Consider the following 19,049-nt stretch of genomic DNA (forward strand, 5'->3'; position numbering starts at 1 on the left):
TTATTTTACCAAACCTTTAAGAGAATTTTGGTCAGCGATTAGCCCCTCAGAGATAAGAAGCTCTGTATCTTCTTGCTCAAACTTATAAATGGGATCTTCATTGAACGATTGAAGTACTTCTTCAACCTTTTGAGTTGCAACCAATGGATTTGTGAATTCAGGCTCACTCGGAGGTTCAACTATTGGACTACTAGGAACAATACTTGGACTTCCAACAATCGGATTTTCATTCGTTATTGCCGCCAGCGGATCAAATCCACCTGTACAAGCAACCATAACCATCAAGATCGATAGAATTAACAAGGATCTAACCACAAGGCCTCCAACGTACAACTTGAACAACGAGATTTAATTTAATATTGAAGGCGGTTAAAACTGAACTCAGGTTTAACCACCATCTCATCGCTATACACGAAGCAAAAATCCACAACCATTTCGCTACTCGAATATACGTGAATATGTTTATCGGGAGCTAAACATCGTTTCTTTAGTCAAATACTGGTCAACATTTCTTGACCGGGCTTGCGGCATAATTTGAATGTTATTTATAAATGGATGTATGTTTCTGAGGCAAAACAGATTTGTAATTATAAGGAGGTCCAGGCATGCCCGAGACTAACAATAGTTAATCCCGCTTCTTAAACAATAGCGAAAAAAATTCAAGTATCTTCGGTACAACTAGCTGCAGAACGAAAGCTTCCCAACCGTAGTGATTTTTGATTTTGGCACGAACCACCAATGCAAAAAAGAAATAGTACCAACACACCACTTAGCAAAGTCGTCGCCTGTATTGAGCGACGAACAATCCAGCGATAATCGTTCAATCCGTCATATCCCATCAAAAGGAGCGAAACGTACTTAAGAAAGAAGCCGACACAGCAAGAACGCAATATTTTACCCAATACCGATTCATAGCAACCACCTACTCATTTATCGTGCTTACTCTTACAGAAATCGTTCGGAAGAACTAGCATGCTTTATGCAGCCCCAACTTAGTATGAAAAAATCATTAAGTTTCTAAAATCAGTGCCGTGCTTGTTGATGGGTCTCTAACCATCATCTGCGGCATTTTTCTCGGAGTCCTACTCTGGCCACTCATTTATATGGAAGTATTGTGGAGAAGCTATCAAATCTATGAAGTTGTTAATGAAAAAGGTAGGCACTTCGATTTGAGGCAGCACAACAAGCTTGAACGGGACGAGTTGGTGATATTAAAACCCTACGACTCCTTTTGCCGCCATGGAATCGACGGATTCGAGGAGAACCAAAAAGATTGGCCAATGTCGATGGACGACGGAGAACAGTTTGTCCTATTCCTAAAAAACAATAAAATCGTCCATGAGTGGAAGCCCAGCAGAGGTCGCATCGACTTCAGTTCCTCCGATATTCCAAACCGAATCAAAAATGAAAACGCCGTCTTCGATTTCGAAGGCAACTCCAGTTACGTTAAGCAGAGACAACAATGAAAACAAAAATCCTAATCATAGTAGCCGCGATCATCGCCGCTACAATCACTTACTTCAATTGGATGATCCCTGAAGACATCGCATGCATTGAAAGCGGCGGCTGCTACGATCACTCTGCTAAAACCTGTCGCAAAACCGAACCCAACGCCCAAGAACTCTGCAATAGAAGCATCGATCCTTAGTTCACTGATGTTCCACCTATTCCGTCAAATTCCGAACAAATTTAGGGACTGCTAAGGAGGGTGCTTGATGATGGGAGAGGCGTAACTCCACGCGCCATCCACTCTCAAAGTAAGCATACTAATCATTAGATTGAGTCCGATAAAAATACTGTGAATCAAATTGATTTCTCTCGCGTCAATGGAAACTGGCGTTTGTTGACATAGGTGCTGGGATATTCAACAACATTCCTACGTACCTGCAATCTAGTACGTTTTTCACAAGAAGGCCTCATAGGTGAACTCCTATGGCCTAAAGGGAGATTCATGAGTATTTTCCATAAATCTTTGAGTAACTGGTCCATTGCTGACGTTAACCTATTGATTGAAAGCGAAACTGAAGAAAGTCAGTTTTTGGACTATAAGCGTGATCTACCCGACAAATCCGACGGTAAGAAAAAGGAATTTCTGTATGACATATGCTCGTTTGCAAACGCATCTGGCGGCTTAATAGTTTACGGAATCTCCGAAAAGATTGTAGAGGGATCGAAAACTAACAAGCCTGGTGCTATTGAAGGAATATCAACCGATCCTTCAGAAGAATTGAATCGCTTAAACCAAATAATTTCGGCTGGCATTACTCCTCGTATCAATGGAATCGAATCAAAAATACTTCGATTTGAAAATTCATGGGTCCTAATTTACCGCATAAATAAAAGTTGGAACTCGCCTCACATGGTAAGCCTCGAGGGAATTAACAAATTTTATACAAGAAACCAAACGGGAAAAGTCCTTATGGATTACAATCAAATTCAATCATCTTTTATCAATGGCGAACAACTTACAAAAAGATCTACTTCGTTTTGCAATGAACGAGCGGACTTAATCGGAAAAGGCGTTACGCCCATACCACTGCTTGGTACGAGAAGATTGATCATTCATATTCTTCCTCTTGGAGCATTTCACAACCAAACCTTTAGCATTCAAACTTTAAAGTCTGACAACAATAACTTGATGCCAATAAATGCACAGTTTAACAATCCATATACTAAGATTAACTTAGACGGGATTTGCCGATATGAAAATCATAAGCATAATTACGGTTACGTCCAAGTTTTCCGTTCGGGTATTCACGAGTTCGTTGATGGCTATGTAATCGATCCTAACGCGAATAATGATTTTACATTCGTAGATGCAATCGGTTCGGCAATAAGCCAATCATTGGACTCGTCATTTAAAAACATAGAACGTCTTGGTATTTTTGATCCTGTGGTAGTACAAATTCAATTGCAGTCAGTAAGAAATCGTAAATTGTATTATTCTTCCAGAGGGTCCATTGATGAACGCCATTTCGACAGGGACACTGTGTTCATCCCCAATATTGTTATCGAAGATAGAAAATGGGAAACACGAATGGGTGATTTAATGGATCCTATTTGCCAAAGTGCCGGTTACGAAAAGTGTCACTATATTCAGGCTGATGGCACATATAAAGTGGATAAAACACCACAATGAGTAGAGTACTTGGCTTTTTTCACGCTTCAGAGAGCAAGAAGTATTCAAATGCAAGGCGGAATGGTTCCGTCGAAGTGAGACGTATGGTTGAATACGTCGCAACGAAGGCGGGTTCAAGACAACGCAGCAGTTGGATGCTTATCGCTCTCTCCCCTCAAAGATGCTGACGTTCGGGTATTTCCAGACTGACAAGGGCGACGTGATGAATACCCGCGAAGTTACGAAGGAAGTCCTGGAGTCCAAACTTAAGACTCAGATCCCGCAGCTCAACCAGATGCTGGCAGTGTTTCAGGTACAGCCCATGAAGTACTGGGAAAGCAATGACTGCTTCACTAAGAAGAAGAGAAAGAAAGTTGTGAGTAAGTAAATATGAATTGGATCGTGCTGTTTTTGCTACTAATTCACGCAGCTACTCTTGAAGCAGCTGTTCCGAACCTAAAGGCTGAATTTCCGCAGTTATTTATGCTGGGTGAATTTACCGCAGAGGTCATGGACGAACGCAGCGGAGCTAGTACCTATCAAGGATTCATGGCAAATATCAAATTAAATGAAGAAAATGGATATTATGGTGGGGATAAGTTCCCCGGCACAACGCCTCAAGATATAGTGAATGCGACATGGTCATTCTTGGAGTTACTTAAGAAAATTGATCAGCAAAAGCTTAAAGAAAACGAACTGCGCGATATTTATATTCTCCTTAATGGATCAAGTTTCGGCCTTCGTGCCTCGTTTGCCAATGTATCCGACGTGAATACAATACTGTTGATGCAAAAGAAGCTCTACAACCCGTACTGCTGGAAATACGCCGACCCTCAGGATAAACTTGCGAAAAGTTTCCTACCTTTCATATGGATGAACGAATGCTTGAGATTCGAACCTGGAAACATTCAAACCACTCTAATTATTCAAAATTCACTTATAAATACGGGAATGAAATGGCCTGAACAAAAAGAGAAAGCCTATACGCTTGCTATGGCAGTAAGTTACGATACAGCTTTTAATCCTGATGCAAATACTCCATTTGCTGATTTTAAATTTTCATCAAAGCTTGACGACTTAATACAAGTTACCTTACGGGGAGCCGGTTTTGCAAAAGAACTAAAAGACAAAACGGCTGAATATGAGTTTCTCAAAAAATCAAATGAACTAATCAGCAAAGGATCCTCAATTGGAAACCAAAGTGAAAACGAGAGGAGAATGGCGCATCTTGCCGCCGAGAGTAAGAAACTTAGCTATTTACAAATAGTCAGACTATCAATTGAACAATACCTAATTTGGTTTTTTGGAATTATTAGTTTTGGATATCCGCTGATTGCCCTTGCAGTGTGTGCTACTCTAAAACGCAAGGAATTAAGAGGAAATGGTTCAAGCATCCTCCACGGAACATTTCAAATTCTGACTGGAGACGGAATTAAAGGTACCTTGGGCAAACTCCTTCGCACATTTTGGCTGATCGTGGCGGGTGTCTATTTTTCATTGTTGATTACCGCCTCACAGGTCGATCTTACGAAAATATCATTAGAATGACGGCAGACTACTTCATCGACAATTCAGCCCTGAATAAGATCCTTAGAAACCAGGATTTGTCTGAACAAACAGTTGCTGGCCTAACTCAGAGCCAGCACAGACTCTTTGTCAGCTTTGACACTTTCTTAGAAAACACAGCCGGAGATAGCACTGACAGCATTTTCAAGAGAATGAATAAGCTGCATGAGATATATAATCGTTCCACTCCGGGACAGTTCTATTTCGCAAAAGCGATTTCAAAATGGTTACACATTGAAATCCGAAATAACGGACGCATGAGACATTACCCCACAATCCATACAGAGGACCGATGGGAACTTTTTTTAGAGTATCTATCTGACCGAAAGACTTTCGACCACATCTATCACCGTACCGGTACGACAAGAAACTTTATTAAGGACTCTAAGACTGGCCTGAAGAAGTCGGATAATCTATTCAGAATGCTATCAGTCTTTTCCCAATCTGAAATAAGGTATGAAATTGAAAACATCAATTTCTATGTTCCCGCTTATAAAATGAATATCTTCAAAAAGGTCTTTGGTTTGTCCAATAGACAGATAAAGAAGGTAATTTATACGCCAAGAAGGTCTGATTATAATCTCCACCGCACCCATTTTATGCTCGGCTATCTTCGTATGCTCGGAAATGCTTACACCGAATATAAAGACAACGATGAGCTTTCATTTTTAAACCGAATTGCTGCTGGAAATTGGTATGATCTTAGCCTATTGGTTCAAGCCTGCAGAGCACATTACGTTATTACTGAAGATGCCGATCAACTGGCAATGAGTAACTTCCTTCATAAAAGAGGCCTGATCAAAGCGCAGGGGATCTCTTTAGAAGATTTCATCTCCAAAATTGAACCCAAATAATTGAGATAGGAAGCGTCTGTCATTCATCTCTTTTCTGCCCAAGCCGAAGCTTGATTATATTTACATATTCTTTTGGTTCACGAACGGACACAGCAAGTTCGCTCAATTTATCTGAATGGTTTGCTACTAATCCGTAAATCGTAGAAGTAATTATGGCAACGATAGCTATGAACATATGCACCACATTTTTGACAGATTTTGCAGATAGCTTTCGAACGGTAACGTTAATAATAGACATGGATTCCTCTCCTTAAAAAATTCACTCAAGGCTTTACATAAAGTCCTTGAAGAGAGGATTGAATAATGATGACACATTTGCTGGACCTTGCAAGCACTTTCATTTTTCCGCATTTATTTTATTTATTTGGATTTAAATTGAATTAATGGACGGATTTTCTCGGCATTTAATTAATTATTTCGGCATTTAACTATTAATTGTCCAATTTATTAATTTACGGACAATAAATACCCTATATTACCAATACAGCTTCTTCCACCAACAATTATCGGCCAATTAACTATTTTTTAGCGGTGGTTAACTTATAAAAATACACCAAACCCGCGTATGCGAATACTACCCCACCAATAAACGACAACAGTGATGCTTCCATAAAAGAACCTTTCTATTAATAAACGTCTTATAACCAAGGATGAAAATAAAAGGCAATACTCAAAAGCAGATGTGGATAACTCCTAACCCGAAGGTTAAAGGCAACTAAGATACTAAAACGTTTGTGGAAATCAAATTGAAGGTCCAGGTTTGCCAAACACTTGTAATAACTTTTTATTACTATAGTAGAAGAAATCCAATCGAACACAAAACTGCACCTGGATTGACAATGATCAAAGATAATTTGTTTGCGATTTCCGTCGGAAATGGAGCTTTCGCTCGCTGAGTGTTCAGCTTGGACAGACTACCTTTCCAATATATTTGAAGTTCTCGTGAGCGATAGAAGGCGAAAGATGCAAGGCGGAGGTGAGTCGTTTCCCACAGGCCTACTTACTGGTACGCCGAGGACAGGCGACTCACCGACAACCCAGTAGATGGCGTCTTATCTCGCTCTCCATTATTCGTTTGCAGTATGAGGTTCGGCGACTAGTGGGGCACCGGGCAGCTCTCGAATTATGTTTAAAGGTTTTCGGAGACAATGTTTTCCGAAAACACAGATTTAAGAAGTTCAATTTTGAAAACTCAGCCATTATGAATCAAATAGTCAAAATACTTTCTCCGCATTAAAGGCATCCAGAAAGATGTTGGCAAAACATTCCCCATTCACTAATGCTCCCGGTCCCGGTCGCGCATTTTGCGGTCGTGTTCGCGCATGCGTTCTACGCGTTGTTCTTCGCGGTGGCGTTCGCGTTGGTCTCTTCTTTGGGCGTCGTCGGCGGCTTCGTAGTCGGACGGTTTGTCGCTGATGTGAGGCATGTTGCGGTCGAAGTCGGATTCGATTTCTTCTGCCCGGTGAGTTCTTGGTTCTACGGGTTTCTCACCTGGTGCCGCTGACGGTGCCGCGGATCTTCGCACTGCAGGTGATGGCGAACTGAAGATTGGTTTTGGTTGTGACTCTTTGGGATGTCGGTACTTTCGCTTTAAGAAACCAAAGAAACTTCTTTTCTCGCCTTTTTCCTTCTCCATTTCTGATTCCTCCCAATGTCTTGGCCCCATGATTTCAGGTTCTGATTCGAGTTGTTGCTTTTCTTTTACTGGTTCACTCTCTTCAACAATATCTGGCATCTTCTGTTGTTGATTAAAGTATTGAGCTTTGTCGCCAGGTTGTGCGCCTTCGCCGTCATTTAATACAGGCACTCCTTCAGCACTGATAGAAGTGGCCTCGCCCACGTTTAGGAAGGCTTCGCGCACATCTTTTTGGCGGGTGTCGCGTTTACGGAAACGATCCAGCAGTGAATACACCACTGGCACCACATACAAAGTTAATAGCGTGGAAATTAAAACCCCGCCGATCAAGGTGACGGCCATGGGCTTGAAAGTTTCTGAACCGGCACCGGTTGCAAGTGCCGAAGGAAGGGCTGCCGTGATCGTCGCCATACTGGTCATAATGATGGGACGTAAGCGAATCGGACAGGCTTCTTTTAATGCGGCGTCAGCACTGACATTCTCGCCCCGATCCCGAACGGCGTTGGTGAAATCAATTAATAAGATAGAATTCTTTTTCACGATTCCCATCAGCAGCAAAATACCGATCATCGAGTACATGTTGATGGACTGACCAGTCAGGAATAAAGCAAAGAAAGCCCCGGAAAAACTAAATGGCAAGGCCATCAGGATCGTCACCGGATCCATGAAGGAGTTAAACTGGCTGGCTAAAACCATGTAGGCGACCAATACGCCCAACGCCAATGCAAAGATCAAACTATCGAAGGATTCCCTGAAAGTTTTTGCGGCCCCTGACTGATCAATGTAATAGCCAGAGGGAAGGTCTTTGGCTTTTGCGAAAATAAAATCCAGTGCCTTTTGTTGGGACGCTCCGGAAGCTAAATTCGCATAGATCGTTATCGCCCGCTGACGGTTCACCCTTGTTACCTGTTGCAGGCTGGCTTTTTGCTCGATCTTGGCCACCTGGGAAATTGGAATCAGATTATTGCGATCATTGGCAATTAAAAGTTTTTTAAATTCATTTCTGGGATCTTTGGTTTTCTGAAGCTGAACATAGACATCATAGCGATGCCCATCTTTAGTGTACTGCCCGTTTTTCACACCACCGATCATCGCCTGCACGGTCACACCGATGTCTTCGGCGCTGACTCCGCGACGGGCCGCTTGATCGCGCATTGGGGTCACCTGAATTTCTGGCATCCCCGCCAGATAATCTGAATCCACGTCGACCATGAGTCCTGACTGTTTCATGTCTTCTTTAAATTTATTATTCAGCTCTTCCAGCTTGGCCCAATCAGGTCCCTGCAAAATAAACTCGACAGGATAACCTTTCCCCGTCGAGAAACCCCGACTGGATGGATCCATCATAAAGACCTGCACGCCTTTTACGTTCTTAGTTAGCTCCGTCCGCGCATAATTCATGAATTCCTGCTGTGAAAGTTCTTTTCCCAGTGCTTTATTCTCCCCCCGCTCGCCTTTGTCTTTCAAGGTCACAAACATCATCCCGGTATTGGCATCACTGCCACCACCTGATCCCAAGCCCCCGACGCTGGCATAAAGATGCTTCACTTCATTTTGCGAGCGCATCCAGTTTTCAATTTCCCGTGCTTTTTGATCCGAAGTCGCAAGTGAAGTCCCAATGGGCAAAAATAAACGCATGATGAACAAACTTTGATCCTGCACCGGAGTCATCTCGCGATTAAGTCCTGTCACCGTCACAAAGGACAATGCCACAAACACCACTGAAGTCGCCAAGGCCAGCCAGCGGTAATTTAGTACCCAATTTAAAGTTTTAGAGTAAAACTCCCGCCACTTTTCCATGAAAAGATCAAAGGCCTTACCGATGCGAGTACTGCGCTCGCCAGTATGAACGAAAGAAGAACAGCGCATGGGAGTGATCGTTAAGGATTCCAGCAAAGATAAAAGCACCGCCAAAGAAATCGTAATCCCGTATTGTAAAAAGAACTTCCCGATCACACCTTTCATAAAGGCCACAGGCAAAAAGATCGCAATGATCGCGATACTTGCCGCTAACGCCGCAAAAGTAATCTCGCGCGCGCCAATGATTGCTGACTCTATCGGCCTTAGTCCCCGCTCGTTGTACCTGAATATATTTTCAAGCACCATGATGGCATCATCGACCACGATACCAATCGCGAGCGTTAAACCCAAAAGCGTGAAGGTATTTAAAGTAAAACCAAAGAAATACAAACCAATGAACGCCCCCATGATGGAGGTCGGAATTGCCAGCAACACATTTAAGGTCGCAGTGAAACTTCCTAAGAAAATCCAGCACACCAACGAAGTCAGAATCACGGCCAAGACCAGATGCTTGATCATCTCCTGAATACTTTGTTCAATATATCGTGAAGAGTCGAAGTTCACTCCCAGACGCATGCCTTCAGGTAAAGTTTCCTGAATGTCCTTCATCTGGGTTTTCACCGCATTGGCGACGGCCACCGCATTAGATCCGATTTGCTTCTTGATACCCAAACCTAATGACATGACTCCATCAAATCTGGAAATACGATAGACCTCGGCCAAGGACTCTTCGGCATAGCCGACATCTTTTAAGCGGATGGTGTTATAGGGATCCTGAATCACCATCCCGGCCCTGCGATTGATGATCATGTCATCAAAGCCCTTGGCATCCTTAAACTCTCCTAGCGTTCTGACGTTAAAGGCATTCTTGGGATTTTGAATGAATCCCCCGGGGACCTCGGTATGTTGAGCCGTGATTGATTCCATCACGTCACCAACCGAGATCACTTTTCTTTTAAGTTTATCGGCATCAACCCAGACTCGCATCGCCGGATCTGTGTATCCCCCTAAAATAATATCCCCGACCCCGGATACCATAGTGAAGCGGTCTTTCAGATAGTCCTTCGCATAGGTCATCAAAAAGTACGGATCATTTTTGTCATACTGAAGTGCCAACCACAAAATCGGCTGATCATCGGGATTGGTTTTCGTGATAATGGGCGGATCGACATTTTCAGGCATCAGGCGCTGGGCTTGGGCCACCTTGGTCTGCACTTCCTGCAAAGCCACGTCGATGTTGCGATCCAATTCAAATTCGATAGTAATATTTGCGATACCGGTCTTACTGACGGAACTAATGCGAACGACTCCTTCAACTGAAGACAGCGCATCTTCCACCGGATCCACGACAGAGGTTTCCATGATCTCGGGAGCTGCACCCAATAGTGTCAGCGAAACATTCACGACGGGAAAGTCCACATCCGGCAACTGGCTGACGCCCAAACGCATGAACGATATAAAACCAAAAATGATGAATGCCGCAAACAGCATCCAGGAGAAAACGGCATTGCGGATGGATACGTCAGAAATACGCATACAGACCTCCACCCGATTCTATAGGAAAGTTTCCGAGCTAGGCATTGGCAGCAGCGTTTCTGGCAAAGCACAGGATTTTATTTGATTTGAAGCAAAGGAAATATTCAGTGGCCAAAACGTATTTTGGCAGTTCGTTTAGCAATAAAAAAAGGGAGATCGCATGATCTCCCTCTCTCACAATACAACCGCTTAGGGTTTATGTTATAGAGCGCGCAATAGCTCCATTTTTTGATCAATCCAAGTCGCGTAGATGTCAGCACGAGTGTAAACCGACAACATAAAGCAATCCGGAGTCAAACGAGTTGGCAAAGCATCACCACGGCTTAGAACACCCCACAAGTACAACTCACCCTTGATATCAAGGTAAGCTGGACCACCGGAGTCACCGGAACAAGCGCCACGTTTCAAAGATTGTTTTAGCATTGCTTCAGTTGCAGAGAAGTTTGGATCAGCAACTACAAGCTCTGTAGTTCTAAGAGTGCCCGCACCAGATTTGATCACCCATGAGCGATTCAAGCCGTAACCTGCGATAACAACCTGGATGCCTTGAACCAAAGCACCCGAGTTTTTAAGTCTTTTTGCCGGAGCATAACCCGCTGGCAAGCCACCTTTGAAGCGAAGGATCGCGATGTCCGCTGTGTTTTCTTTACGTTGTGGATCGTAATCAGTGTTTACGAAGCCAGCATCCACTTTACGAATCTGCTCTTGAGTGGATTTTTTCATTTCGTTGTTAAAGTGAACTTGCAAAGCTTTTGGATCACCAGCCACACAGTGAGCTGCTGTCAAAACCATGTTTTCAGCGATCAAAGTGCCTGAACACAAGGCACCCGCTTTAGGATCGTAGAGTCCAACGGTTGAGCGCATCACACGGCTGCCTGGTTTAACCAGATCGCCACCGATCACCTGACTGTTGCCATCTGCTGTCACTGTCCCGTTTTGGTTTGCCGGTGCGCATGCCACCAAAGCCGCTGTTGCAAGAAGACCTGATACTAGTAAATTGATAGATTTCATTTGGAAAACTCCCTTAAAAGAATTCGATTCGTGGTGGGTTCTACACCCATTGCCCCGAAACCCAAAATGAAATTTTCCTAATCGGGACACTCTTTAAATCGGGACAGTGAGCCCAAAACAATGACCTCTTAGAGTATGTAGATTTTTTAGCTTGGCGCCTTAAGGACCGCTTGTTACGATTTTTAAATGCTACAACATTCATATCTTCTTCAAGTCCTTGCCTTCCTGTGTTCCTCAGTACTTCTGGTCCCTATCTTTCAAAAATTAGGCTTGGGAAGCATTCTGGGTTATCTCGCAGCAGGCATCCTGATTGGCCCTCACACCGCAGGGCTGATAACGGATGTCGAGTCCGTAAAACATCTTTCTGAATTTGGCGTGGTGTTTCTTCTATTCCTGATCGGACTAGAGCTTCAACCCAAGAAATTGCTGGCAATGAAAAGAACCCTGATCGGTTTTGGCGGCCTGCAAATTCTAACCTGCACTATAGCTCTGGGTATTTTGGTAAAAACCCAAGGGGCTTCCTGGAGCAGTGCCTGGGTTGCGGGCTTTGCATTAAGCCTTTCCTCCACCGCTTTTGCTATTCAGGCGATGACCGAAAAGAAAGTCTTAAATACCGAATTCGGAAGATCTTCTTTCGCAATACTATTAATGCAAGACGTGGTGGCAATCCCTGCCTTGGCAATTATTCCCACCTTGGGATTAGTCGAAGCGGCTTCCAGCTCTGACGTAAACTGGCTCGCTATTGCGGGAATCTTCCTGGGTCTTCTTATTTTCAATTACACGTTGATGGGTCCACTATTACGTCAAGTTGCAGCTTTGCGCAGTCGCGAACTTTTCACTGGCGTCACTTTAACCATCGTAGTCGGTGTTGCCTATCTGATGGAGCACATGGGTATTTCCATGGCGCTTGGAGCATTCCTCGCGGGCGTCTTGTTGTCTGAATCAGAATACCGTCACGAACTTGAAGCTGACCTTGAACCTTTCAAAGGTCTTTTGATGGGTCTTTTCTTTATCTCTGTGGGAATGTCCGTAAACGTTCACCTGATCTTAAAGAACCCGGTCTTTATTATTGCAGCGACAGCAGTCTATATGGCGGTTAAAGCAGGATTGCTCTACGGCGTGGGTCGCGTGCTTCGCCTTAACAGTGCAGGCTCCCGCAATATGGCGGCCTATTTGGCCCAGGGTGGTGAATTCGCGTTTGTAATCTTTGGTGTCGGCCAAAGCTCGCAGGTTATTAGCGGTGAAATTTCAGAGTTACTAACTGTGATCGTGACCTTGTCTATGATCCTAAGCCCGTTCGTTATCGTTCTAAATTCAAAAATAGAAGCAATGCTGGCTTCCAGAAAACCAGCCAAAGAATGGGACAACTTCGAAGGTGTTGAAAACGAAATCATCATCGCAGGCTTTGGACGTGTCGGACAAATCTTTGGCCGTATTCTGCGCGCCCAGGAAATTGGTTTCACCGCCATTGATCACGACCCGGATCAGATTCAGCTATTAAGAAAATTCAGTCACAAGGTTTACTATGGGGATGCTTCCCGCCAGGAAATCCTGGATGCGGCCGGAGCGAAATCCGCCAAATACTTAATCGTAGCCGTAGATGATGTGGAGACCTCCAAACACATCGTGGAGCTCGCTCGCGAACACCACCCGCATCTAAAAATCTATGCCCGTGCCCGCAACCGTGCCCACGTGTTTGATTTGTTAGATCTAGGTGTAGAGATGAAACACATACGCCGCGAAACTTTTGAATCAAGTCTTTTGCTGACTCGCGAATTACTGTTGGATTTGGGAATGCCAGCCTCACGTGCGCGCTCGATTATCGAGCGCTTCCATCGTCATGATGAATTGATGGTGGCAAATCAATACAAGTACCGCCACGATCAAAAACAATTCCTGGATCTGTCCCGCGAAGGCATGCAGCAGCTTGCTCAGGTTTTGCGTGAAGACCAGACGCAAACGTACATTGATGCTTCAGAAACTGATAATTCCGAGGAACCGAAGTTATGAGTCACGATAACAAGCCCCCGATGACTTTAGCCCTGCGCGAGCTGGAAAAGCACGGCGTGGAACTGACATACCATCTATTCACTTATCAGGAAAAAGGCGGCACCGCTCACTCTTCAAAAGAAATGGGAGTACCGGAACACGCGGTCATTAAAACTTTGATCATGGAAAATGATAAGAAAGAACCCCTGATCGTGCTTATGCATGGAGATATGCAGGTATCCACCAAAAATCTTGCACGCGTATTGGGAGTAAAAAGCATTAATCCATGTAAGCCCGAAGTGGCCGATCGCCATTCAGGTTACCAAGTGGGCGGCACCTCACCGTTTGGTACGAAAAGAAAAATGCCAGTCTATATGGAAGAGACAATTCTTGAGCTGGATAAGATTTATATTAACGGTGGTAAGCGCGGTTTCTTAGTGGGGATGTCGCCGAAAGAGGCGCAAAAGATTTTGACGCCCACTCTGGTGCAAGTGGGCATTCCGGGATAGCCCTTATTTCAAGGGTTGGTTGTCTTTAGGGATGCTTGGGTAGTTACGACGAACCTGGATTTCTTTGGCTTTTGATCCTGTGATTCTCATGTAAGGAACCTCAGTGTTCTTATCAGCCAGGCCGATTTTGTTGAACGGATTCGTTTTGTCATACCAAGGCATGAAGCCTGAATAGAAATCAAATCTGCCACGACCCATGATGCCCGACCCTTTATCACGGATGATAAAGTAGCCATCATGCATAGTACCGTCTGGCAAAATCAAACCGATCACTGACGGTACATAGATCACTTCGCCGATTTTATAGATCGTCAAATCTGCTGCCAAAGTGTGGAAAGGGTCCAAGCACACCGTGCGCACGCCGTAACCGTATTTGCACTCTTCACGGTCAATTTCAAAATAACGATTCTGACCTTTAATACGCGCCAAAATATTCAACAAACGAATTTTACCGTTCTTCTTAATAGAGCAAGAACCCTGCAAACCGCAGGCATCCGAGATTTTCTTGCACACGCGGATGATCGTTTTACCACCCTGACCGTACAAAGTGACTTTTTGGCTGTCTGGGCAGGTCGTTTTTTCGGTATCAAAAATCGGGAAATAATAAACAGTGGGTTTTAATTTAGCAGAGCCCACCACGTCTTTCGCAGCCGGACGATCTAAAGCCACTTGTTCTTCATTAATAGTGCCGTGAGATGGAGTTGCATCGGGCTCAGCTTCAGCGGATGCAGGAGCCGGGAAATCCTCGGGGTCACCTACAGTGGCTTTTTGAGTGGGAAGAGTTGATTCCCATTCCTCGTTTGTATCAAGGGCACTGTGCACAGATTGGTCACGAAGGCTTACTTGCCCACTCTCAGAATCCAGAGTGTTATTAGCTGTAAATTGATCAACATTCCCGCATGCCGCAAGTGCCATTGTCGCCACTACGACCGAAAATGTGAATAAACGTTTCGCTAACATGCACCCTCCAGAAGAAAAACCGAAGCTCAACCTAACAGACAATTGCTGAAGCCGCGACGACTTTCTTTACTCTGCAAACATTGGAAATGCTGTGCCGTAAATTGGTACTTTTTGCCCCTATCATGCCAGCAATTTTTCACTCATAACTGTTAATAAATTAGACAGTGCTGATGCTTGTGGATAGCATATCCCTATGAGCACACACGTTTTTCTTACTGAAGTGGCAAATTTCTCGGAAGCACAGGTCGTAAAATCGTTTTTAGTCGCCCAGGGCTTCCACCCCCGTCTGCGTGATGAGCTCACCCGCTCAGTGGCTCCCCACCTGGAAACTTTCCTGGGAAAGTTAATTATTGAAATTCCTGAGGGCGAGTTTTTAGCGGCCTCATCGGCTCTGGAAAAACTAGAGGATGAACAAGCTGAAATAAATGCCGAACAAGATGAGACCACTCAGCTTAAGAATCAAAACCTGATGGAAAGCCAGGAGCTTGCAAAAAAATGTCTGATCAATGCAGTCCTGGGATGCGTGTTGGTGCCTTTGGTTTGCAATCTGTATTCAATGCTTCTGGGATTTCGCGTGCTGGGAAAAGAAATGCCTTTATCGAGATTGACCCGCACTCGTCTGATTATGGCGTTCTTTTTTAACTGCTTTGGTTTTTACATTTGGTTAACGTACGGACCGATGCTCTTAAAGGACCTTTTCTAATTTACAGGTGCGCACTGCGCCATTTTTCGGTTTAGTTTCAATAAAGCGCATTTCAAAGTGAATTGCCCAGGTGCTTTGCAATTTTATTGATTGCAGGCGCATTTCGCGATTAACCCCTTCTATATTATAACTTTTCAGTGAAGGGATCGTTATGCGTTTCTTGATGGCTACTGTAGCTTCTTTATTTATCTCTGCTTCGGCGTTTGCCTGGGTTCCAGCTTTCCAATACCAGCTTAATGGTTACCAGGCTGCGGTTACTATGTACAACCCAACTGGTTACACAGTTTACTGCCAGGGCTATGCTGTAGGTCAGTTGCAAACAGGTATGGTTGTTAATTCTTGGTTTGCTGACTGGGTTGGTCCATTCCAGTATCGCACGGCTTGGGTTTACGCGAACCCTCCGTTCTTTTTTGTGAACGCTTGGTTGAACGTAAACTGCCAATAGGTTTTAGAAATACTCTGCCGAAGTTTCTTATGACTTCGGCAGTTTTTTCCACGCAAGATCCGTCATCATCGTCACGGATTCGGTATTAAAGTCATAAACGATTCTGATCTCGTTTTTCTTAAGCTGTCTGTGAATCTGCTCTTTCTTTTTATCCAAAGAAATTTCCATCACACCGTAATCAGTTCCCTCGCGCAGGATGAAGGACTCAATCACGGCATCCAAAACTTCAGCGCTTAGCTGCTCAACAGGAATTGCCACCGGTGGTTTGCTTTCACTGTTTTGCTGATCGTAATCAATATTCATTTTAAAGATCTCCGGTTTTGGTTCTAGCACGGATACAAAGCTGGTCACATCTTTCATTAAATTCTATGCCTGAGTGCGCCTTAATCCAGCGCCATTCGATTTGATGATTCTGTTTAAGCGCATAGAGCTCCTGAAGCAAATCCACCTCAGGAATGGGCTGTCCTTGATTTTTAACCCAGCCGTTACTTGACCAGCGCTCACACTTTTCCAAGGCCTCTAACATCACGCGGGAGTCTGTATACAGGCACCCCTTGCTATTTTCCGGTAAAGCCTTCAGTGCTTCAATGGCTGCCTGAAATTCCATACGGTTGCTGGAGGTTTTCTTTTGCCCGGCAAAGTCTTCACAAAAGATAACGCCCCGGCGGGTAACCACATAGGCCCAAGCCCCTTTACCGTGCTTGAAACTGCCGTCGGTGTAGATTTCAAATCTATTTCCCGAGAATAAATGTCGTAGCCTTTGCCAAATGTGAACGCCAACACGATACATACTCCAAAGCATTCCACAAAGTCCCCAGAAACGCAGTAATTTGTTGCGCGTTTAACGCGAAGATTTTGGATGCGCTTAAAACGAGTTCAAGCTAATCCTCTGACCAAGAAACGAGGTTCACATGGTACAAGCTTTTAAAGTTCTGGGCTGGCTTGAAGGTATTTCCTTTTTGACTCTTTTATTTATCGCAATGCCAATCAAATACATGGCCGGCAATCCGGCAATTGTTAAAACAATGGGCCCGATTCATGGCTTCTTGTTCATCGCTTACGTGTTGTTTGCAAACTTCCTTGCCGGAGAATTGAACTGGACAGTGAAAATGCGTATTCAGGCATTCTTTGCGGCAGTTTTGCCGTTTGGTACCTTCTGGTTTGAAAGAAAATATCTGGACGCTAAAAAAGCCTAGTCCTTTTTCTGAGGGCTGTTCGTTCCTTTAGGAGCAGCCTTCTCTTTTTTCTGTTCCGGCTGAGTTTTAATCTGCGTCGGTTTTTCCTTATCCGCCTCTTTCAACGTCTTCGGTTTTTCAACCCGGCTTTGAATGAAATAGCGAACCCCTAAAAACACCCCATACTGATTTGAATATTCATTCGGCTGCTTGGTCAGCGCATAGGAATATCTGCCCTCTGCCATTAAGGCCCACAATCCCGATTGCCAGATTTCACCTTGAAGGGCGATATCAATACCCGTCTCTGATGGCGAGGAGGCTGAGGTGGTGACCCCTTCCGAGTCTGCAAAGTCGTTATGAATGGTATTGATATTCCCCATCGGATAGTTCGTGTAAATCCCGACTGAGGTTGCAAATGAAGGTGCCCAGTATCTGCGATAGGCGATTGTGATGTGCATGGTTTGTGTTCTTTGCGCCAGCGACCGGTTGTTATCCTCGTCACGGAAGTAGTATTTGTGCATATAAATCGCGGCCATTTCCAAAGCGCCATGATCACTGACATCACCTGAGGCAATTAAAGATATCCCACCCGTGTCCTGCTGTAGATCTGAAAGATTCCCGTTGTATTCGGTCTTATAAGTATAAGGCCCCAGGTACATCATCACATTTCCCCGCTGAGGCACGTAGGCAAAAGCAAATTCTGCACAAAGAGACAAGATACTCAGAGACAGAATGGAAAGTGTGCGTTTAAGATGAACCATAATTGGAGCCTAACGGTTGAAGTTTGAAAAATCATTATCTTTATACACAAACAAAATATTCCGGTGCCTGGCGGCTCTCACCGTGGTGTTTTGGGCTTCGTGGGGTTTTGCCGCACCAAAAGCTCCGGCTGAAAAAGAAACCGATCTTGAAACCGATCTCATCCAGGGCAATATCAACATTTCAAGCTGGTTTGACAGCTTTGCCACTGGGTTGGATCTGTTTTTGGCGGGTCAGCGCTATACGACAGATCCCAATAAAACTTCTGCCGTGATCGAAGTCGGCGCTTACTTGAATTCGTTTGATGGCTTAAAGAACGACTTAAGCTTCGATTTCAATTTGCGTCTGCCTAATGTGGAAGAATACTGGCAAGTGACATTCACTTCTTACGATGAAACCTCCGAGCGTGGTGTCGCCCAGAATTACGTTCGTTCCGCACCCCGTGAAAGAAACCCCGGAGCGACGTTCGGGTTCTTTAGACAACTCGGTAATGTGCGTACGTCTTTTCAGCCGCGTATTTCATTTGCCGGCACCCCTAAGATTTCCCACACCCTGACTTTTGAAAGTATCGCCGAGCGCAGAAAGTCCTATCACATCAATCCTAAATTACAGTTTTACGCTGATGCGGAAAAAGGGACCGGTACCTTTCAAGCACTGAACTTTAACTTTTACCTGGGAAGAAATCTGAATCTGACTGTCGTGAATGAGGGTGATTACATCGACCGCGAGCATCTTTACACCGTCACAAACGGCGTGGCTTTAGGTCAGTGGTTCACAAAAAAAGAAAGTATCTCTTACAACATTTTCTTCACTTCAAAAAGCCGCGACGTTTACCATCTTGCCTCTTACAATTTCTCGGTGGCCTTTGTACAGATTCTGTATGAAAATATTTTGGATTATCAGGTTCAGCCAAATATCGACTTTTCTGAAGACCACGATTTTGTCAGAAATCCCGGCTTAAATTTCCACTTGTATTTGAGGTTTTAGA

Annotated in this window: 20 protein-coding genes; 12 read left to right on the forward strand and 8 right to left on the reverse strand. The window is 44.3% G+C overall.

Going from position 1 to position 19,049, the window contains the following annotated elements; genetic code table 11:
• The gene (locus ACLWNV_RS10885; protein WP_413584450.1) at window positions 1-315 is read right to left on the reverse strand and encodes a hypothetical protein; all 315 of its coding nucleotides are present in this window, start codon (window positions 313-315) and stop codon (window positions 1-3) included.
• Window positions 316-1,103: 788 nt separating this feature from the next.
• Here ACLWNV_RS10885 and ACLWNV_RS10890 point away from each other — a divergent pair.
• From ACLWNV_RS10890 to ACLWNV_RS10915, 6 genes are all read left to right on the forward strand, one after another.
• A complete protein-coding gene (locus tag ACLWNV_RS10890; protein ID WP_413584452.1) occupies window positions 1,104-1,466 on the forward strand; it encodes a hypothetical protein in 363 nt (120 codons plus the stop codon).
• Entirely contained in the window at window positions 1,463-1,648 is a 186-nt protein-coding gene (locus ACLWNV_RS10895; RefSeq protein WP_413584453.1) for a hypothetical protein, read from the forward strand. The genes ACLWNV_RS10890 and ACLWNV_RS10895 overlap by 4 nt, the downstream gene beginning before the upstream one ends.
• 303 nt (window positions 1,649-1,951) lie before the next feature.
• Entirely contained in the window at window positions 1,952-3,139 is a 1,188-nt protein-coding gene (locus ACLWNV_RS10900; protein WP_413584455.1) for a helix-turn-helix domain-containing protein, read from the forward strand.
• Between the two features lie 160 nt (window positions 3,140-3,299).
• On the forward strand, window positions 3,300-3,506 hold the full coding sequence (locus tag ACLWNV_RS10905) for a hypothetical protein (protein ID WP_413584456.1): 207 nt from the start codon (window positions 3,300-3,302) through the stop codon (window positions 3,504-3,506).
• A 2-nt stretch (window positions 3,507-3,508) separates the two neighbouring features.
• Window positions 3,509-4,666, forward strand: coding sequence for a hypothetical protein (locus ACLWNV_RS10910; RefSeq protein WP_413584457.1), 1,158 nt, complete (start codon window positions 3,509-3,511; stop codon window positions 4,664-4,666).
• A complete protein-coding gene (locus ACLWNV_RS10915) occupies window positions 4,663-5,538 on the forward strand; it encodes a hypothetical protein (protein WP_413584458.1) in 876 nt (291 codons plus the stop codon). Before ACLWNV_RS10910 ends, ACLWNV_RS10915 begins: the two co-directional genes overlap by 4 nt.
• Before the next feature lie 19 nt (window positions 5,539-5,557).
• Here the strand turns inward: ACLWNV_RS10915 and ACLWNV_RS10920 are convergent, their stop codons facing one another.
• The 3 genes from ACLWNV_RS10920 to ACLWNV_RS10930 all read right to left on the reverse strand — a co-directional run bounded on the left by ACLWNV_RS10920 (window position 5,558) and on the right by ACLWNV_RS10930 (window position 11,521).
• The gene (locus tag ACLWNV_RS10920) at window positions 5,558-5,776 is read right to left on the reverse strand and encodes a hypothetical protein (protein WP_413584459.1); all 219 of its coding nucleotides are present in this window, start codon (window positions 5,774-5,776) and stop codon (window positions 5,558-5,560) included.
• 1,038 nt (window positions 5,777-6,814) lie between these two features.
• The gene (locus ACLWNV_RS10925) at window positions 6,815-10,510 is read right to left on the reverse strand and encodes an efflux RND transporter permease subunit (RefSeq protein ID WP_413584460.1); all 3,696 of its coding nucleotides are present in this window, start codon (window positions 10,508-10,510) and stop codon (window positions 6,815-6,817) included.
• A gap of 201 nt (window positions 10,511-10,711) precedes the next feature.
• A complete protein-coding gene (locus tag ACLWNV_RS10930) occupies window positions 10,712-11,521 on the reverse strand; it encodes a S1 family peptidase (RefSeq protein WP_413584461.1) in 810 nt (269 codons plus the stop codon).
• Window positions 11,522-11,707: 186 nt separating this feature from the next.
• On the opposite strand from ACLWNV_RS10930, the gene ACLWNV_RS10935 reads away from it, so the two are divergent.
• Window positions 11,708-13,531, forward strand: a complete 1,824-nt coding sequence (locus ACLWNV_RS10935) for a monovalent cation:proton antiporter-2 (CPA2) family protein (RefSeq protein WP_413584462.1) — start codon at window positions 11,708-11,710, stop codon at window positions 13,529-13,531.
• Complete coding sequence (ybaK, locus tag ACLWNV_RS10940) at window positions 13,528-14,019, forward strand: Cys-tRNA(Pro) deacylase (RefSeq protein WP_413584464.1); 492 nt, start codon at window positions 13,528-13,530, stop codon at window positions 14,017-14,019. The genes ACLWNV_RS10935 and ybaK overlap by 4 nt, the downstream gene beginning before the upstream one ends.
• 3 nt (window positions 14,020-14,022) lie before the next feature.
• Here the strand turns inward: ybaK and ACLWNV_RS10945 are convergent, their stop codons facing one another.
• Window positions 14,023-14,979: a 3D domain-containing protein gene (locus ACLWNV_RS10945; protein WP_413584465.1), complete on the reverse strand. Its 957-nt coding sequence runs from the start codon at window positions 14,977-14,979 to the stop codon at window positions 14,023-14,025.
• A gap of 193 nt (window positions 14,980-15,172) precedes the next feature.
• On the opposite strand from ACLWNV_RS10945, the gene ACLWNV_RS10950 reads away from it, so the two are divergent.
• Together ACLWNV_RS10950 and ACLWNV_RS10955 are read left to right on the forward strand one after the other, a co-directional pair.
• A complete protein-coding gene (locus ACLWNV_RS10950) occupies window positions 15,173-15,682 on the forward strand; it encodes a hypothetical protein (protein WP_413584467.1) in 510 nt (169 codons plus the stop codon).
• Between the two features lie 151 nt (window positions 15,683-15,833).
• Window positions 15,834-16,127, forward strand: a complete 294-nt coding sequence (locus tag ACLWNV_RS10955) for a hypothetical protein (RefSeq protein ID WP_413584468.1) — start codon at window positions 15,834-15,836, stop codon at window positions 16,125-16,127.
• Window positions 16,128-16,154: 27 nt separating this feature from the next.
• Here the strand turns inward: ACLWNV_RS10955 and ACLWNV_RS10960 are convergent, their stop codons facing one another.
• On the reverse strand, window positions 16,155-16,430 hold the full coding sequence (locus tag ACLWNV_RS10960) for a YheU family protein (protein ID WP_413584469.1): 276 nt from the start codon (window positions 16,428-16,430) through the stop codon (window positions 16,155-16,157).
• A 1-nt stretch (window position 16,431) separates the two neighbouring features.
• Complete coding sequence (locus tag ACLWNV_RS10965; RefSeq protein WP_413584470.1) at window positions 16,432-16,929, reverse strand: ribonuclease H family protein; 498 nt, start codon at window positions 16,927-16,929, stop codon at window positions 16,432-16,434.
• 109 nt (window positions 16,930-17,038) lie between these two features.
• Here ACLWNV_RS10965 and ACLWNV_RS10970 point away from each other — a divergent pair, with 109 nt between their 5' ends.
• Window positions 17,039-17,323 carry a DUF3817 domain-containing protein gene (locus ACLWNV_RS10970; protein WP_413584471.1) on the forward strand — a complete coding sequence of 95 codons (285 nt, stop codon included), beginning with the start codon at window positions 17,039-17,041 and terminating at the stop codon, window positions 17,321-17,323.
• Here ACLWNV_RS10970 and ACLWNV_RS10975 read toward each other — a convergent pair.
• Entirely contained in the window at window positions 17,320-18,063 is a 744-nt protein-coding gene (locus ACLWNV_RS10975) for a hypothetical protein (protein WP_413584472.1), read from the reverse strand. The genes ACLWNV_RS10970 and ACLWNV_RS10975 overlap by 4 nt on opposite strands.
• Before the next feature lie 16 nt (window positions 18,064-18,079).
• On the opposite strand from ACLWNV_RS10975, the gene ACLWNV_RS10980 reads away from it, so the two are divergent.
• Window positions 18,080-19,048 (forward strand): hypothetical protein, encoded by a 969-nt coding sequence (locus tag ACLWNV_RS10980; protein ID WP_413584473.1) that lies wholly within the window; start codon window positions 18,080-18,082, stop codon window positions 19,046-19,048.
• Window position 19,049 lies beyond the last annotated feature (1 nt).

Source organism: Bdellovibrio sp. HCB274, assembly GCF_047306075.1.
Taxonomy (GTDB): Bacteria; Bdellovibrionota; Bdellovibrionia; order Bdellovibrionales; family Bdellovibrionaceae; genus Bdellovibrio.

Excerpts from the sequence above, each read along its gene's own strand:
- ACLWNV_RS10900 (WP_413584455.1), top strand. The coding sequence starts at position 1,952 with ATGAGTATTTTCCATAAATCTTTGAGTAACTGGTCCATTGCTGACGTT.
- ACLWNV_RS10905 (WP_413584456.1), top strand. The coding sequence starts at position 3,300 with ATGCTGACGTTCGGGTATTTCCAGACTGACAAGGGCGACGTGATGAAT.
- ACLWNV_RS10915 (WP_413584458.1), top strand. The coding sequence starts at position 4,663 with ATGACGGCAGACTACTTCATCGACAATTCAGCCCTGAATAAGATCCTT.
- ACLWNV_RS10890 (WP_413584452.1), top strand. The coding sequence starts at position 1,104 with ATGGAAGTATTGTGGAGAAGCTATCAAATCTATGAAGTTGTTAATGAA.
- ACLWNV_RS10895 (WP_413584453.1), top strand. The coding sequence starts at position 1,463 with ATGAAAACAAAAATCCTAATCATAGTAGCCGCGATCATCGCCGCTACA.
- ACLWNV_RS10945 (WP_413584465.1), bottom strand. The coding sequence starts at position 14,979 with ATGTTAGCGAAACGTTTATTCACATTTTCGGTCGTAGTGGCGACAATG.
- ACLWNV_RS10930 (WP_413584461.1), bottom strand. The coding sequence starts at position 11,521 with ATGAAATCTATCAATTTACTAGTATCAGGTCTTCTTGCAACAGCGGCT.
- ACLWNV_RS10965 (WP_413584470.1), bottom strand. The coding sequence starts at position 16,929 with ATGCTTTGGAGTATGTATCGTGTTGGCGTTCACATTTGGCAAAGGCTA.
- ACLWNV_RS10960 (WP_413584469.1), bottom strand. The coding sequence starts at position 16,430 with ATGAATATTGATTACGATCAGCAAAACAGTGAAAGCAAACCACCGGTG.
- ACLWNV_RS10910 (WP_413584457.1), top strand. The coding sequence starts at position 3,509 with ATGAATTGGATCGTGCTGTTTTTGCTACTAATTCACGCAGCTACTCTT.
- ACLWNV_RS10920 (WP_413584459.1), bottom strand. The coding sequence starts at position 5,776 with ATGTCTATTATTAACGTTACCGTTCGAAAGCTATCTGCAAAATCTGTC.
- ACLWNV_RS10935 (WP_413584462.1), top strand. The coding sequence starts at position 11,708 with ATGCTACAACATTCATATCTTCTTCAAGTCCTTGCCTTCCTGTGTTCC.
- ACLWNV_RS10975 (WP_413584472.1), bottom strand. The coding sequence starts at position 18,063 with ATGGTTCATCTTAAACGCACACTTTCCATTCTGTCTCTGAGTATCTTG.
- ybaK (WP_413584464.1), top strand. The coding sequence starts at position 13,528 with ATGAGTCACGATAACAAGCCCCCGATGACTTTAGCCCTGCGCGAGCTG.
- ACLWNV_RS10970 (WP_413584471.1), top strand. The coding sequence starts at position 17,039 with ATGGTACAAGCTTTTAAAGTTCTGGGCTGGCTTGAAGGTATTTCCTTT.
- ACLWNV_RS10950 (WP_413584467.1), top strand. The coding sequence starts at position 15,173 with ATGAGCACACACGTTTTTCTTACTGAAGTGGCAAATTTCTCGGAAGCA.
- ACLWNV_RS10925 (WP_413584460.1), bottom strand. The coding sequence starts at position 10,510 with ATGCGTATTTCTGACGTATCCATCCGCAATGCCGTTTTCTCCTGGATG.
- ACLWNV_RS10955 (WP_413584468.1), top strand. The coding sequence starts at position 15,834 with ATGCGTTTCTTGATGGCTACTGTAGCTTCTTTATTTATCTCTGCTTCG.